We start from the raw sequence: 15,207 nt of genomic DNA on the forward strand, positions 1-15,207 counted from the left end.
GGGGGAACACTGATGGAAACATCACCGAAAATCTTAGTTGTAGACGATGAAGAAAGAATAAGAAGACTGATTCGAATGTATTTGGAACGTGAAGATTTCACAGTAGAAGAGGCAGATAATGGTACAGACGCTTTAGAACTTTCATTAAATAATGATTATGATGTTATCTTACTTGATATTATGATGCCGGAAATGGATGGGATAGAAGTCTGTAAAGAGCTAAGAAAAGAAAAATCAACACCGGTAATTATGCTCACTGCTAAAGGAGAAGAGGCCAACCGAGTACAGGGTTTTGAAATTGGTGCGGATGACTACATTGTCAAGCCCTTTAGCCCTCGCGAAGTTGTTTTACGGATTAAGGCTATACTTAAAAGAGTAACCACAGGTGCTTTTAATCAGACTGAATCAACTTCTACCAATATCATCGTTTTCCCACATATCACAATTGACCATGATGCACATCGGGTTACAGCAGATGGCGCGGAAGTTAGCTTAACGCCAAAAGAATACGAATTATTATGCTTTCTAGCAAAGTCACCAGACAAGGTTTTCAATCGTGAACATTTATTGAAAGAAGTTTGGCAGTATGAATTTTTTGGTGATTTACGTACAGTAGATACCCATGTGAAACGTCTTAGAGAAAAGCTTAATAATGTTTCCAAGGATGCTGCAAAAATGATTGTGACTGTATGGGGTGTAGGTTATAAATTCGAAGTTGATGATGTTTAATGTTCTGGCGTAGTGTAGTAGGGAAGCTGGCAATTACAATCTTGCTACTTGTTTCATTTGTACTTTTTATTTTAACAATCTTGTTACTCCAGTTTTTCGAAAACTTCCACATCCAAGAGGCTGAAAAAGCAATGATGCAAACAGCTACAAAGGTTTCAGTCCTTGTGGAACAGCATCAAAATACATCGCTAATTGAGGAAACTACTGAACGAGTGAAAAACCCCGCCAGTAGAATTGCAATTTTCTTTGGAGATGGAGAAAGCTGGGTTTCTGATAGTAAAAATAAAGAGTTAATGGAACTAAACAGACAACTAATCAATCATGAACCTGATTTAAGAAATGTACTGACTGAAAAGAGAGAAATTAGGAAACAAATTACACTGCCAAATGAAGAAACCGAAGTAATGATTGTTGGAATGCCTATTCCTGGAAATGGTGCGATATTTGTCTACCAATCTTTGGATGTTATAGAACAAACTAAAGCAGAAACTACTAAAATAATTTTTTTAGCTGCTGGAATTGCTATTGTACTTACAACAATATTTGCTTTTTTCCTATCAACAAGAATAACTTCGCCTTTAATTAAAATGCGTGAAGCTGCTTTTGATCTAACTCGTGGAGAATTTAATACGAAAGTGCCGATATTAACTCATGATGAAATAGGGGAATTGGCTTTGGCATTTAATCGTATGGGAAGACAGTTAAAGTTTCATATAAACGCATTAAGACAAGAAAAGGAACAGCTTTCAAGCATCGTTAGCTCAATGGCTGATGGTGTAATTACAATGAATCGGAATGGCGATATGATTGTAACGAATGGACCTGCAAAGCAGTTTATTGAAGATTGGTATTTTGAAAATAACATAACTGTCAACAATGAAGAAAGAAAAATTCCTGATGAGTTAAAAGAGTTGTTAAGGGAAGTCATTGAAGGGAAACCAGAAGTCTTACATGAATTCAGTCTACAAGGAAGAAACTGGGTAATGCTTATGACACCTTTATATGACCAATCCTACGTGCGCGGAGCGGTTGCTGTGGTTCGGGATATGACAGACGAGCGACGCTTGGATAAGCTCAGGAAGGATTTCATAGCAAATGTGTCACATGAGCTAAGAACACCTATCTCTATGCTTCAAGGCTATAGTGAGGCAATTGTAGATGATATTGCAGATTCTAAAGAGGAAAAAAATGAATTGGCACAAATTATTCATGATGAATCACTCCGGCTTGGAAGATTAGTAAATGAATTATTAGATCTTGCTAGAATGGAAGCAGGAAATATTCAATTAAATATCGAAGAAGTTGAGATAGGTCCATATGTAGATCGTATAATGAAGAAATTCAGTGGACTGGCAAACGATAATAATGTATCTCTAACTCTTTCCAAAAAACTTGAAGTTCCTACAGCTTATTTTGATCCTGACCGAATTGATCAGGTTTTTACAAATTTAATTGATAACGCTATCCGTCATACGGCAGAAAATGGCTATGTAAATGTTGAAGTTTTTTCTGATAATGAAGCCCTTCAAGTTAAGGTAGTTGACAATGGCAGTGGAATTTCTGAGGAAGATCTGCCGTTTGTTTTTGAAAGGTTTTATAAGGCAGACAAATCTAGGACAAGAGTTCATAAACAAAAAGGTACAGGCCTGGGTTTATCTATAGCAAAGAATATTATTGATACTCATAATGGGTTGATTACGGTAAAAAGTAAGCTGGATCAAGGAACTACTTTTATGTTTAAGCTACACCATCTTGATCAAAATCTAAGCTGATTTTTTTCGTTATCAAGTAACCTACTTGTGAAATTGTGGAGGGTTTGGAGATGATTAAAAAACCACTTCAGCTGGGAATAATATTAATTATAATTTGTTTGCTGGCTGGATGCGGAGATGAAATGAGTAAGAAAGAAAATAATGTATTAATTACAATTTCAAAGGACAATGGGAGTGAATATCTACATGAAAAAGAAATATCAGTAGAAAAAGGGAATAATCTACTTGATGTAATGATGAATAATTTTTATGTAGAAACAAATTCCCACAATGATGAAATTACCTCGATTGAACGATTGTCAATAGAAGAGAATAAGGGAAAGCAGTGGTACTATACTGTTAACGGAGAGGCAACTACTGAAAACCCAAAGAATTACGAGCTAAAGCCTGGGGATAAAATTGTATTTGATTTTCATTCTTCTAAGTAAATATAGGTAAGTGTTATTTATTTAAATACCAGTTTCCAATAAAACTGGTATTTAAATATTTACTTAACACATTTAAGATTATTTTTAAATGGAGCTTCTGACACTTTTACGGAGTCAGTCGGACAGCCTTGCCAAGCATCTATTAGATCCTCTTCCAAATGTTCCGGAACGATTACTGTGCCCGAATTACTATCAAGTAAGGAAAATGCTATTCCTTCATCATCATAATCAAATATATCAGGAGCGTTAATGCCACAGGCACCGCAGGCTATACATGTTTCTTGATCAACAGCTGTGAATTTAGACATTTTAGAACCTCCTTCGTCTAAAGGGAGCTTTTTAAGAAAAGTATAAAGGTTTTGATTTTCTTTCTGGCTATGTCTAACTTCCGACAGACAGACCTTAATAGTAAAGTCACAAGTGTTTGATTTTATCTTGTACCTTTTATTTTAAGGCATTTTCGTTTTTGTTCAAAACCCTTTACTATAGTTTAAATCTGATCGTGCCGTAATTCAATAATTTTATAAGTAAAGGAAGAAACAGATTGATATTAGAAGCACTGCTACTCACATGTATAAAGAGACTAAATGGGGAACGTTCCAGCTCAGCTATCTTTCATATTCTTAAAGGAAAGCGCTCGATACAAACCATACAGGATATTCATATGTATCGACTGACAGAATTTTATTCTAGCGCTAAAAATATTAGAAAAGCTGATTTTAATAAAGAAATGCAGAAATTACTTAGACAAAATTTAATAAAAAAAACAGATGTAGAACCAAAAATAGCGACCTATTTGTTGACAGAATTAGGAAATGAATGGTTGGGCAAAAATATTGGTAGCTCCTCCATTCATTACTTTAATGGTCTAACATATGCTAACACTTCACTAAAGTTTTACTCGCGATTAGTACTCCTCATTCAAACATTTACGAATACAACATTGAATAATTACTCTTTTCTACCGATCGTCAATGATCCAGAGACAGAAAGGTGGGTGAAGAAAATTTATAGCAGCTCTGTTTATCAACCCAGAGAAATACTCAACCAATTGTATGAGGAACTTAAAAAATTATTTCTTTATTTTACCGATGAAGAAGCTCATCTATTTATTGACCGTTTAACTGGTTTTGACCAATATGGATTAAGCTTAGATCAGCTGGCAAATAAATATGGTAAGTCATATTTGGAAGTACAATTATTAATTACAGCAATGACACAAAATATGTTGCAGGTTGTAATTACAAATAAAAAGCGATTCCCTTTTCTCACCTTTATTGCAGCTGACCTCCAAACCGAAAATACTCTATTAACGAATTCAGCAATAATTACAAACCGACTTTTACAAAAGGGACATGATATTCCTGCAATTGCCCAGATTAGAAAATTAAAATATAATACAATATATGATCATATTGTAGAAATCGCCATCCATGATCGAACATTCCCAATTGAAAAGTATGTTAATAAAGAAACTCAACAATCCATAATGCAAGCGATCCAACAAACAAAATCGTATATGTTAAAAGATATTAAAGAGAATATTAATCACGAAGTAAGCTACTTTGAGATCAGGTTAGTATTGTCATTAATTAAGAACACAACCCATTCAGGTGATAAACGTGATAAATAAACGTATATTAAGAGAAAATTTACAAAAACATTTTGGCTATTCTGCTTTTCGTACAGGTCAGGAAGAAATAATCCTGGATGTAATGAAAGGGAAAGATGTATTAGGCATTTTACCTACCGGTTCAGGTAAGTCCATATGCTATCAGTTACCTGCAAAGCTTCTGGAAGGAGTAACCATTGTTGTATCCCCATTGATCTCACTGATGGTTGATCAAGTGCGGCAATTGAAGGCCTCGCATTTCAAGAAAGTAGCTGCAATTAATAGCTTTATTTCCAGATCAGAGAGAAACCACATCTACAAAAATATACACTACTATAAATTAGTATATGTTTCTCCAGAAATTTTACAGCAGGATAGATTGCAGAGGTTACTAAAAGAACTTCACGTCAGTTTGTTTGTAATTGATGAAGCACATTGTATCTCTCAATGGGGGCATGAATTTCGTCCAGATTATCTTAGACTTGCATCTACTATAGAATTATTAAATAATCCACCAATACTAGCGTTGACAGCAACAGCGACGTTGCAGGTACAATCAGATATTGTGAAAACGCTTGGAAGAAAAGAATTCGCACGCCATGTACACCCCATGGACAAAGACAATATCACTTTTAGTGTGCAGCAAGTAGTAGACGAAAATGAAAAATTACAGGTAATAACGCCCTTACTTAATAAATACAGGGTACCTACCATTATTTACTTTTCTGGCAGAGAAGCTACAGAAAAGGTTTCCGAACAGTTAAAAAGCAATACAGAAGCTCGAATTGCTTTTTATCATGGTGGTATGGATCAATATGACCGTGTTACAATCCAACAACAGTTTATGAATGATCAGTTGGATGTAATATGTTGCACAAGTGCATTCGGGATGGGAATTAACAAAAGTAATATTCGGCTAATTATACATTTTCATATGCCTCCGAATTTGGAAAGCTTTATTCAAGAAGTGGGAAGGGGAGGAAGGGATGGAGACACATGTGTTAGTTTACTTTTGTCTTCTCCTGGTGATATTTATATTCCCCAATCTATGATTCAAGGAGAACTCCCTACTAATAATCAGATCGAATATACTTTTCATCAACTTGAAAAATTAGTTATAGCGAATCAATCCCTGCCAACTGATAACATTGAAATAGAGAATTACTTTCAATTAAGTGAAATTCAGTGGAGGTTCTTACTCTTTCAATTTGAAAAGAGAGGGATAATTAAAAGAAGAGCAATTTATTTCGAGCCGGTGAAATGGAAAACTGCACAGGAAGAAATAATAAAACTAAGGAATCAGAGGTCTGGCTTAAAAGAAAAAAATCTTACCGAAATTCTAAGATGGACAGAGGAGAAAAGTTGCCTGAGAAAGAGGCTGTATAGTGCATTTCAAAACACTGTTAAATCACCCCTTTTTCAATGCTGTAGTAATTGTGACTTCCAATGGTCTCAATGGAATCCCCCACAAACTAATATAGCAAAAAAAGGGATGGATGATACTTGGAAGACAAAATTAAGAAAATTACTTTTGATAGAGGCACCCGATGAAACAATCTGAATTAATTAAACGACTAACTGATAAAGAATTAAGACAACAAGTAGTATTAACCCAGACTGTATTTTTTTTGGGAAGTTTACTTTTGAGTTTCTTCTTGTTTGATCCACCCTCGAGGTGGTTCGACTTATTCGAGATAGACCCTGGAGAAATAGTTTGGTTTGGTATAGGAACAGCTTTAATTATTGTGCTGATAGACTTGCTTATAATGTTAATTTTTCCACCAGAATATTATGATGATGGTGGGGTAAATAAGCGCTTATTTAATAACATAACTTTTTCATCTTTATTGTTAATTACGATGTTTGTTGCTATTGCGGAAGAGATGCTATTTAGAGGAGTAATACAGAGTTCTTTCGGGTATATAGTTGCAAGTATAACATTTGCTTTGGTACACCTTCGTTATTTGAAGAAACCAGTCTTATTGATCTCTGTTTTGTTTGTCAGTTTTTTGATAGGGTACATATTTGAGCTGACTGGAAATTTAGTTGTAACCATCACAGCTCATTTTATAACAGACTTTGTACTTGCGTTACTCATCCGCTTAAAAAAAGAGGTGTAAACAATGGATTCTAATCAATCTAAAGATCAAGCAACCGAACTAAGAAAATTAGTTACAGATGATGAAAAAAGCATAGATATAGCAGAAGAAGGAAACATTGAGGATGATGAAACTACTAAAATAGATTTATTAAATTTGCCACCCAGAAAACAAGTACATACGACAAAAAAATCAACCAAGGTTAAAGTCAGTAGTGCATTCATCCGATTTATCATTGTATTTCTTGCTCTGACTTTTCTTGTCCTCATAGCATATTACCTGTGGTATTGATCTAAAATATATAACATTCTGGTGATATGGATAGGAGGAAAAGTATTGTTATTCATAGCTACACTGTTTGGTATTGGTGCTATACTTTTTTGCTATATGTTATTTTTGGCACATCATGATCATGTACGATATCAGACAATCAGAGATGAAAGGTTACCCGCTAAATTTAATGGCTTTAAGATTTTCTTTATTTCTGATATACATAGAAGGTCGATTAGGACAACAACACTGAAAACCATATTGAGCCAAATTGATATTATCGTTATTGGAGGAGATTTAACGGAGAAAGGAGTTCCGCTTGATAGGATTAGAAATAACATTAAGAAATTAAAAAACATGCACGCACCCATTTATTTTATTTGGGGGAACAATGACTATGAAGCCTCTCCTGAAAAAATAAAACGTATGCTTGAACAGGAAGATGTCAATATACTGTTGAATGCTAGTAAAGATTTAAAAAGAGGAGATCATATTATTAGCTTAGTAGGACTTGATTGTTATAGGTATGGAAGCGTCAATCTTGAAGCAGCTATGAACGAATCCAAGGGTAGATATAAACTACTTATCACACATGATCCAAGCACTTACATGGAGTTAAATAACAACGAAAAAGATATGTTTCATATTGTATTAGCTGGACATACACACGGTGGGCAAATACGGATTTTTGGCAAAGGGCCATATGAAAGAGGTAAGCTTAGAAAGATCAGAGATACGAATGTGTTAATTAGTGAGGGATACGGTTATACTACCTTGCCTTTGCGTCTGGGAACAAACGCAGAGTGCCATATTCTTCAATTGAAGAGAAATTAATGCTAATCTAAAGAAGTTGCCGTGTTCAACAATCTTAAAATTTGCATATAGTATATAAAGGATTAAATTAACGCTGTATTTTACAGCACATTTAAAGAAATAAGGATTCTGTATTTTGCAATACAAAGGAGGATACTGTATGCGCATTGAAAGAATGTCTGACGATCAGTTTACGATTTTCTTAACGTTTGATGATTTGATCGAACGTGGTTTTACGAAAGAAGATTTGTGGCATGATGCATCAAGTGTCCGGACGCTTTTTAGTGATATGATGTATGAGGCAAGTTCAGAGCTTGGCTTTGAATTGGAAGGAATGCTACTTGTACAAGTACAATTAATGCAAGCTCAAGGGATGCATGTGATTGTGACACAGAAAGAAGAGATGGAGTACGATGAGGATTTTATTGAAATGAAGGTCACTCTTGATGAAAGCAATGAATTGATTTTCTCATTTAACGATTTTGAGAATATTATCCAAGTTTGTTCCTATTTATCTCCATTAGGAGTTAATGGTGGAGAGATATATTATATGAGCGATTCATATTATGTGTTGTTAAATGAGGAAGATCTAAACGGTCAACATAAAGAAGATATCATTGCTATTATGTCAGAATATGCTTTTCCTAGTATTATTACGTCCATACGCTTAAAAGAATATGGAAAGATAATATTCTCTTCCCAAGCTGTTCAACAGGTAGTACAGTATTTTTTAATGAGCAAGGATGATAAGTAATAGGATATGTGAATTGTTTATCTCCACATAATAAAAATTGATGATTTTTAACTAACTATTCCGCAGTACCAGGAATAGAAACACTACTTATAGAATCAAAAATAAAATAATTGTATAAAATCATTTTATTTTATTGCATAATTATGATGAAAGTGTATACTAATCTCTGAGTACAGCTATTTATAAAATATTTATAGATATTCTAGGAGGTAAATTAATGGTAGCCGATAAAGCAGCAGATTCTACCAAGGGAAGTAATAAAATGGATGTATTAAGTTCAACACGAACTGTTGTTAAAACAGCATTGGAAAAACTGGGTTACCCAGACGAGGTTTTTGAATTACTAAAAGAACCAATCCGTATGATGACTGTCAGAATTCCAGTACGCATGGATGACGGGTCAATTAAAATATTTACTGGGTATCGTGCACAGCATAATGATGCGGTTGGACCAACAAAGGGAGGCGTGAGATTCCACCCGGATGTAACTGAGAAAGAAGTTAAAGCGCTCTCAATCTGGATGAGTCTGAAAGCTGGTATTGTTGACTTGCCTTATGGCGGTGGTAAAGGCGGGATTATTTGTGACCCCCGCGAAATGTCATTCCGTGAACTTGAAGGCTTAAGTAGAGGTTATGTTCGTGCTATTAGTCAAATTGTTGGGCCAACTAAAGATATTCCGGCACCGGATGTCTTTACAAACTCACAAATTATGGCATGGATGATGGATGAATACAGTCGCATTGATGAATTTAATAGTCCAGGTTTTATTACAGGTAAACCGATTGTACTCGGTGGCTCCCATGGAAGAGAATCTGCAACTGCAAAAGGTGTTACAATTTGCATTAATGAAGCTGCTAAGAAAAAGGGCATTGATGTAAAAGGCGCTAGAGTTGTAGTGCAAGGATTTGGTAATGCTGGTAGCTTCTTATCTAAGTTTTTACATGATGCAGGGGCAAAAGTTGTAGGCATATCCGACGCTTATGGGGCGTTGCATGATCCTGAAGGACTGGATATTGATTATCTACTTGACAGAAGAGATAGTTTTGGAACTGTTACAAAACTTTTTAATAACACAATTTCAAATAAAGAATTGTTAGAGTTAGATTGTGATATATTAGTTCCAGCTGCAGTTGAAAACCAAATTACAGAAGAGAATGCTCATAATATTAAAGCCAGTATTGTAGTAGAAGCGGCAAATGGTCCAACAACCATTGAAGGAACAAAGATTTTAACTGATAGAGGTATTTTACTTGTTCCAGATGTGCTTGCCTCAGCTGGTGGTGTAACAGTCTCTTATTTTGAGTGGGTTCAAAATAATCAAGGCTATTATTGGTCTGAAGAAGAGATTGAGGAAAAGCTTCATGAAATTATGATTAAAGGCTTTAATTCCATTTATAATGTAGCTGAAACAAGACGTGTAGATATGCGCTTGGCAGCATACATGGTTGGAGTTAGAAAAATGGCAGAAGCATCCAGATTCCGCGGTTGGGTATAAAACAAATCATATGACGAAAAAACTCTTATCATGTATAGTTGGATAAGAGTTTTTTCATTAGTTAAGTTATCGTTTAATTAAAGGAAGTGCATAGAATTGAATAGAGAAAAGGTAATAATTATTGGCGGTGGGCCCTGTGGGATGTCTTGTGCTATAGAATTACAACGAAAAGGTATAAGCTCGCTCATCATTGAAAAAGAAAATATAGTAAATACAATTTATAATTTCCCAACACATCAAACCTTCTTTAGTTCCAGTGAAAAGTTGGAAATTGGAGGGATTCCTTTTATTACGGAAAAACAAAAACCTGTCCGCAATCAAGCTTTAGCCTACTATAGAACAGTAGCCGAACGTGAAAACCTTCGAATCCAACCATTTGAAAAAGTGGTATCAATAAATAAAAAGAATAAGTTGTTCGAAGTTAATACAGAATACAAAGCTGGTGGAGAAAATAAATATCTCGCTGACCACGTAATTATAGCTTCTGGTTATTATGATCAACCCAATTATATGGGAATACCTGGTGAAGATAAGGCAAAAGTAATGCATTATTTTAAAGAGGCTCATCCTTACTTTGATTCGAATGTCTTAGTAATAGGCGGAAAGAATTCCGCCGTAGATGCAACTCTTGAACTTCACAAAGCAGGCGCGCGCGTCACTGTTTTATACCGCGGAAGCGAATATTCAAAAAGTATAAAGCCATGGATTCTTCCGGAATTTGATTCTTTGGTGAGAAATAAAAAAATAAGCATGTATTTTAATGCATGCGTGACGGAGATTACAGAAGAAAAGGTCCACTATTCAGTAGATGACAAAGATTACTCAATTGAAAATGATTATGTGTTTGCAATGACTGGGTATCATCCTGATCTTTCTTTCTTAAGACAGTCTGGTGTTGAAATCAACAAAAATAATGGTCGCCCTAACTATAATGAAAATACTTATGAAACAAATATTCCCGGTATCTATATTGCTGGGGTAGTTGCTTCAGGTTATAATAATAATGAGATTTTCATTGAAAATGGTCGCTTTCACGGAGAGGCTATCGCAAACCATATTTCTTTGGACTATAGATAAATATAGCAATAAAAAAACTTGTAGAAAATCTAATTACTTTCTACAAGTTTTTTTAAAAAATTAAAATTCACGTTCAAACATCTTCTGAAGTGATTCGAGATTATATTCATTTTGCAGAGCAATAAGTAATTTTATTCTTGCTTTAGGACCTGTTAGTCCATTGGCGAAAATAACTCCCATTTCTTTCAATTGTTTTCCACCAGCTTCATATCCATAGGTTGCCTGCACGATCCCCTGATAACATCTGGAAACAAGAATAACTGGAATTTGATTTTGAATTAGATCGCGTAATGGAGTTATCGTTTCTTTTGGTAAATTTCCTTGGCCTAATGCTTCGATTACCAAGCCATCTGGTTTTGCTTGTATGATCGCTTCCAACAAGGATAGGTCCATACCTGCATAAGCTTTTAATAAAAAGACCTTTTTATCTATTTTATCTATAGGATAAGAGTAATGCGCAATTGGTGTGTGATGAAATATAATTGCATCTTTAGTTATAATTCCTAAAGGACCATATTGGGGGCTTTGAAATGTTGCAACATTACTTGTTGAGGTCTTTGTTACATTCTTTGCCGTGTGTATTTCATCGTTCATCACAACAAGGACGCCCTTATTTCTAGCATGCTCTCCAACAGTCACCCTTATTGAACTAATTAAATTATATAAAGCATCTGATCCTATTTCATTACTAGATCGCATGGCACCTGTTAATATGACTGGCTTGGAGGACTGGATTACCAAGTCAAGGAAGTAAGCTGTTTCTTCCAATGTATCAGTGCCATGAGTTACCACAATTCCATCATAATCAGATAACTTCTTCTTTATTTCTTCAGATAGCTTTAACATATGCTCAGGTGTAATATGGGGAGATGGTAACGAAAATATTACCATCTCTTCTGTTTGTGCATATTTGCTAAAATGATAGGAAAGGTCAGTTAAGGGATGTGTATTTGTTTCCGCAACTTCTCCTGTTTCTTTGTTCTCTAACATAGAGATTGTTCCACCAGTATGTATTATTAGTATTTTTTTCATATACTCACCTACTTTGAAATTTGTTATTCCCAATAAGTTAACTTAATGATAGGATGATGTTATCGGGATTGAAAAGAGGTTTTGGTTATGTTTGCTGTTCTCTCTGCCGGAGTGGCTCCTGCTTTGGCATTAATGTCCTTTTTTTACTTAAAAGATCGCTTCGCTGAGCCTATGGGTTTAATAATCAGAACCTTCATCCTTGGCGCATTACTTGTATTTCCAATCATGTTTATCCAACACATACTTAGCTCGGAGGGTATTAGTAATGATGCATTTCTTCAGTCTTTCTTCGCTATTGCATTAATAGAAGAATTTTTTAAATGGTTTATCATCATGTATACCATTTATCATCATTCGGAATTCGACGCTCACTATGATGGAATTGTATACGCAGTAGCTGTTAGCTTAGGATTTGCGACAGTTGAAAATATCTTGTTTTTGCTTACTAACGGGATAGGATATGCAGTTAGCAGGGCTTTGTTTCCTGTCTCATCCCATGCTTTATTTGGAGTGATAATGGGTTATTATTTTGGTAAAGCTAAGGTTCACACTACCAATAAAAAAAGAAATATCTTATTTGCATTTTTAATTCCATTTCTTTTACACGGAATATATAATTATATATTAAAAACAATAGCAAGTGACTGGCTGCTACTACTTATCCCTTTTATGATTGCATTGTGGATAATTGGAATGCGTCGTGTTAAGTCTGCAAATGCCTCTATACCTCATACTATCTTGCATACTAAGAAACAACAAGTGTAAAATCCTTTGTATTTAAAATACAAAGGATTTTTTGTTTTACTTTATTAATCTTCAAACGCTGTTTTGACCATGTTTTAATTCTTGATGAATAAAAAGAAAGATTTACTCAAAAAATAGCTCATATAATACAAGGTTTCATCAGGAGGAAAAAAACATGGTATATAAAAAACTTTCCCCAATATTTTTGTTAATAGTCTTGGTGTTTATAGGTGTTGTAACGATACTACCTGTAAAAACAACAGATGCCTTCAGTTCCCAGGTAATTCAGCAGGGAGCAGTTGGGGATGATGTAATTGAATTGCAAGCAAGATTACAATATTTAGGTTTTTATAACGGAAAGATTGATGGTGTTTTTGGATGGGGTACGTACTGGGCACTTAGAAATTTTCAATATGAATTTGGTATGGAAATAGACGGGCTAGCTGGGCAAACAACCAAGCAAAAACTAGCAAAAGCAAGTGAATACGATGAGAAGTATGTAAAAAGCCAATTAAATCAAGGGAAAAAATTTACTCATTACGGTGGTGTCGATAAAGAAAAACAATCTGCCCCTCAAAAAGACAAAGATGGTAAACCGGCAAACACAGCTAATACAGCTGTTAATGTGCCCCAAGGGTACTCTCAAAACGATATTCAATTAATGGCGAATGCTGTTTATGGAGAAGCAAGGGGTGAACCGTATGTAGGGCAGGTCGCTGTAGCTGCAGTAATATTGAACCGAATAGAAAGCCCTACTTTTCCTAATACTGCCTCAGGTGTAATTTTTGAACCTCGAGCCTTTACAGCAGTTGCTGATGGACAAATATGGCTGACCCCAAATGACACTGCAAGACAGGCAGTTTTGGATGCTATAAATGGGTGGGACCCGACGGGCAGTGCCCAATATTATTTCAATCCGGATACAGCTACTTCTGCATGGATATGGTCTCGGCCACAAATTAAGCAAATTGGGAAACATATATTCTGTAAATAGAAAGGTGTGATTTGATGATTCGCTGGATAATTATTACTGTACTCACATTGGGGATAGCTGGAACTGCTTTTTGGGGATATCAGGAGCATCAGGAAAAAAACGCCATACTAATTCAAGCGGAGAACACATATCAACGTTCTTTTCATGAACTATCCTATCATATGGATCTTTTGAATGATAAAATAGGAACGGCACTGGCAATGAATTCTAATAAGAGCTTATCCCCACAACTAGTTGAAATTTGGCGGCTATCCTCAGAAGCTCTATCGAACGTAGGTCAGCTACCACTTGGGTTATTACCATTTAACAAAACAGAGGAATTTTTAGCTGATATAGGTGATTTCACCTACAAGACAGCTGTTAGGAATCTTGAAAAAGATCCGTTATCTGAAAAGGAAACCAAAGCATTACAAAATTTATATAAGCAATCGGGTGACATACGTGATGAACTTCGACAAGTACAACATGTAGCACTGGATAATAACCTTCGTTGGATGGATGTGCAACTGGCATTAGTAAATGCAGATGAACAGGCAGATAACACAATAATCGATGGTTTTAAGACAGTAGAAAAAACGGTGAAAGGTTACTCAGAAAGTAATGTAGATTCTTCGATAATTGGTACTTCATCTAAAGAACATCAATATCAAAATTTGCAGGGAGATAAGCTTAATGAACAAAAAGCATTATTGAAGAGTAAGGATTATTTTAATGTAAATAATACAGAAGATATGAAAATAACAAAAAGCGGAAAAGGTGCTGATATACCTTTCTACAGTATCTCTTACGAAAAGGGAAATACTAATGCTTATATGGATATGTCAGTACAAGGTGGACATCCATTAACCCTCTTGGTAGAAAGACCAATAGATGATAAAAAAATAAGCCTAAATGAAGGATTGAATAAGGCTGAAAAGTACTTGGAAAACGCTGGTTTTGATGATATGCAGCTCTACCAAAGTAGTGAATATAATAATATTGGGTTTTACTCCTTCTTGTATACCGATAATGGAGTGCGTGTATTCTCTGATGCTATAGAAGTAAAAATAGGATTGGATAATGGAGACATCTTAGGATTAACGGCAAGAAATTATTTTATGAATCATCAAGAAAGAAATATTCCTAAGCCGTCTATAACTAAATCCGAGGCAAAAGAAATGGTGAATCCGAATGTGAAAATTCAAGAAGATTTCCTTTCAATTATCGATAACGATCTGGGAGAAGAGGTATTAACGTATGAATTTTTAGGTGTGATGGGACAGGAGACCTACCGTATTTTTATTAATGCAATGGATGGGAAGGAAGAGAAGATAGAAAAATTAGATGGGACAGAAATAAACTACGCAGGAAGCTTTTAGGGAAGGACAAATGTCTTTCCCTTTTTAGAC

At 35.1% G+C, this 15,207-nt stretch carries 16 protein-coding genes; 14 read left to right on the top strand and 2 right to left on the bottom strand.

What is annotated here, in order from left to right; all coding sequences use genetic code 11:
* Window positions 1-12: 12 nt before the first annotated feature.
* Genes BME96_RS09660 through BME96_RS09670 form a run of 3 tightly spaced genes read left to right on the top strand, consistent with a single transcriptional unit; the run spans window position 13 to window position 2,929 of the window.
* Window positions 13-729, top strand: a complete 717-nt coding sequence (locus BME96_RS09660) for a response regulator transcription factor (protein ID WP_019378340.1) — start codon at window positions 13-15, stop codon at window positions 727-729.
* Entirely contained in the window at window positions 729-2,501 is a 1,773-nt protein-coding gene (locus BME96_RS09665) for an ATP-binding protein (protein ID WP_071648971.1), read from the top strand. Before BME96_RS09660 ends, BME96_RS09665 begins: the two co-directional genes overlap by 1 nt.
* A gap of 50 nt (window positions 2,502-2,551) precedes the next feature.
* Window positions 2,552-2,929: a DUF4430 domain-containing protein gene (locus BME96_RS09670; protein ID WP_019378342.1), complete on the top strand. Its 378-nt coding sequence runs from the start codon at window positions 2,552-2,554 to the stop codon at window positions 2,927-2,929.
* 59 nt (window positions 2,930-2,988) lie between these two features.
* Here BME96_RS09670 and BME96_RS09675 read toward each other — a convergent pair whose 3' ends face one another.
* Entirely contained in the window at window positions 2,989-3,237 is a 249-nt protein-coding gene (locus BME96_RS09675) for a ferredoxin (protein WP_060678854.1), read from the bottom strand.
* A gap of 236 nt (window positions 3,238-3,473) precedes the next feature.
* Between BME96_RS09675 and BME96_RS09680 the strand changes: the two genes are divergently transcribed.
* The 8 genes from BME96_RS09680 to BME96_RS09715 all read left to right on the top strand — a co-directional run bounded on the left by BME96_RS09680 (window position 3,474) and on the right by BME96_RS09715 (window position 11,049).
* Window positions 3,474-4,562: a YpbB family protein gene (locus tag BME96_RS09680; RefSeq protein ID WP_071648972.1), complete on the top strand. Its 1,089-nt coding sequence runs from the start codon at window positions 3,474-3,476 to the stop codon at window positions 4,560-4,562.
* Window positions 4,552-6,102: a RecQ family ATP-dependent DNA helicase gene (locus BME96_RS09685; protein ID WP_071648973.1), complete on the top strand. Its 1,551-nt coding sequence runs from the start codon at window positions 4,552-4,554 to the stop codon at window positions 6,100-6,102. The genes BME96_RS09680 and BME96_RS09685 overlap by 11 nt, the downstream gene beginning before the upstream one ends.
* A complete protein-coding gene (locus BME96_RS09690) occupies window positions 6,089-6,661 on the top strand; it encodes a CPBP family intramembrane glutamic endopeptidase (protein ID WP_019378346.1) in 573 nt (190 codons plus the stop codon). The genes BME96_RS09685 and BME96_RS09690 overlap by 14 nt, the downstream gene beginning before the upstream one ends.
* Window positions 6,662-6,664: 3 nt before the next feature.
* Window positions 6,665-6,931 carry a hypothetical protein gene (locus tag BME96_RS09695; protein WP_019378347.1) on the top strand — a complete coding sequence of 89 codons (267 nt, stop codon included), beginning with the start codon at window positions 6,665-6,667 and terminating at the stop codon, window positions 6,929-6,931.
* 45 nt (window positions 6,932-6,976) lie between these two features.
* Entirely contained in the window at window positions 6,977-7,744 is a 768-nt protein-coding gene (locus tag BME96_RS09700) for a metallophosphoesterase (RefSeq protein WP_019378348.1), read from the top strand.
* A gap of 139 nt (window positions 7,745-7,883) precedes the next feature.
* Complete coding sequence (locus BME96_RS09705; protein ID WP_019378349.1) at window positions 7,884-8,477, top strand: genetic competence negative regulator; 594 nt, start codon at window positions 7,884-7,886, stop codon at window positions 8,475-8,477.
* 217 nt (window positions 8,478-8,694) lie between these two features.
* Window positions 8,695-9,972, top strand: a complete 1,278-nt coding sequence (locus tag BME96_RS09710; RefSeq protein WP_019378350.1) for a Glu/Leu/Phe/Val family dehydrogenase — start codon at window positions 8,695-8,697, stop codon at window positions 9,970-9,972.
* Between the two features lie 96 nt (window positions 9,973-10,068).
* The gene (locus BME96_RS09715) at window positions 10,069-11,049 is read left to right on the top strand and encodes a YpdA family putative bacillithiol disulfide reductase (RefSeq protein ID WP_019378351.1); all 981 of its coding nucleotides are present in this window, start codon (window positions 10,069-10,071) and stop codon (window positions 11,047-11,049) included.
* A 60-nt stretch (window positions 11,050-11,109) separates the two neighbouring features.
* Here the strand turns inward: BME96_RS09715 and BME96_RS09720 are convergent, their stop codons facing one another.
* Entirely contained in the window at window positions 11,110-12,081 is a 972-nt protein-coding gene (locus BME96_RS09720) for an asparaginase (RefSeq protein WP_071648974.1), read from the bottom strand.
* An 87-nt stretch (window positions 12,082-12,168) separates the two neighbouring features.
* Here BME96_RS09720 and prsW point away from each other — a divergent pair, with 87 nt between their 5' ends.
* The 3 genes from prsW (at window position 12,169) to ypeB (ending at window position 15,177) form a co-directional block, all read left to right on the top strand.
* On the top strand, window positions 12,169-12,846 hold the full coding sequence (prsW, locus tag BME96_RS09725) for a glutamic-type intramembrane protease PrsW (RefSeq protein ID WP_060678867.1): 678 nt from the start codon (window positions 12,169-12,171) through the stop codon (window positions 12,844-12,846).
* Window positions 12,847-13,000: 154 nt separating this feature from the next.
* The gene (gene sleB / locus BME96_RS09730; RefSeq protein ID WP_071648975.1) at window positions 13,001-13,819 is read left to right on the top strand and encodes a spore cortex-lytic enzyme; all 819 of its coding nucleotides are present in this window, start codon (window positions 13,001-13,003) and stop codon (window positions 13,817-13,819) included.
* A gap of 14 nt (window positions 13,820-13,833) precedes the next feature.
* Window positions 13,834-15,177 carry a germination protein YpeB gene (gene ypeB / locus BME96_RS09735; protein WP_060678870.1) on the top strand — a complete coding sequence of 448 codons (1,344 nt, stop codon included), beginning with the start codon at window positions 13,834-13,836 and terminating at the stop codon, window positions 15,175-15,177.
* The last annotated feature ends 30 nt before the right edge of the window (window positions 15,178-15,207 follow it).

The organism is Virgibacillus halodenitrificans (assembly GCF_001878675.1).
Classification (GTDB): Bacteria; Bacillota; Bacilli; order Bacillales; family Amphibacillaceae; genus Virgibacillus_Q; species Virgibacillus_Q halodenitrificans.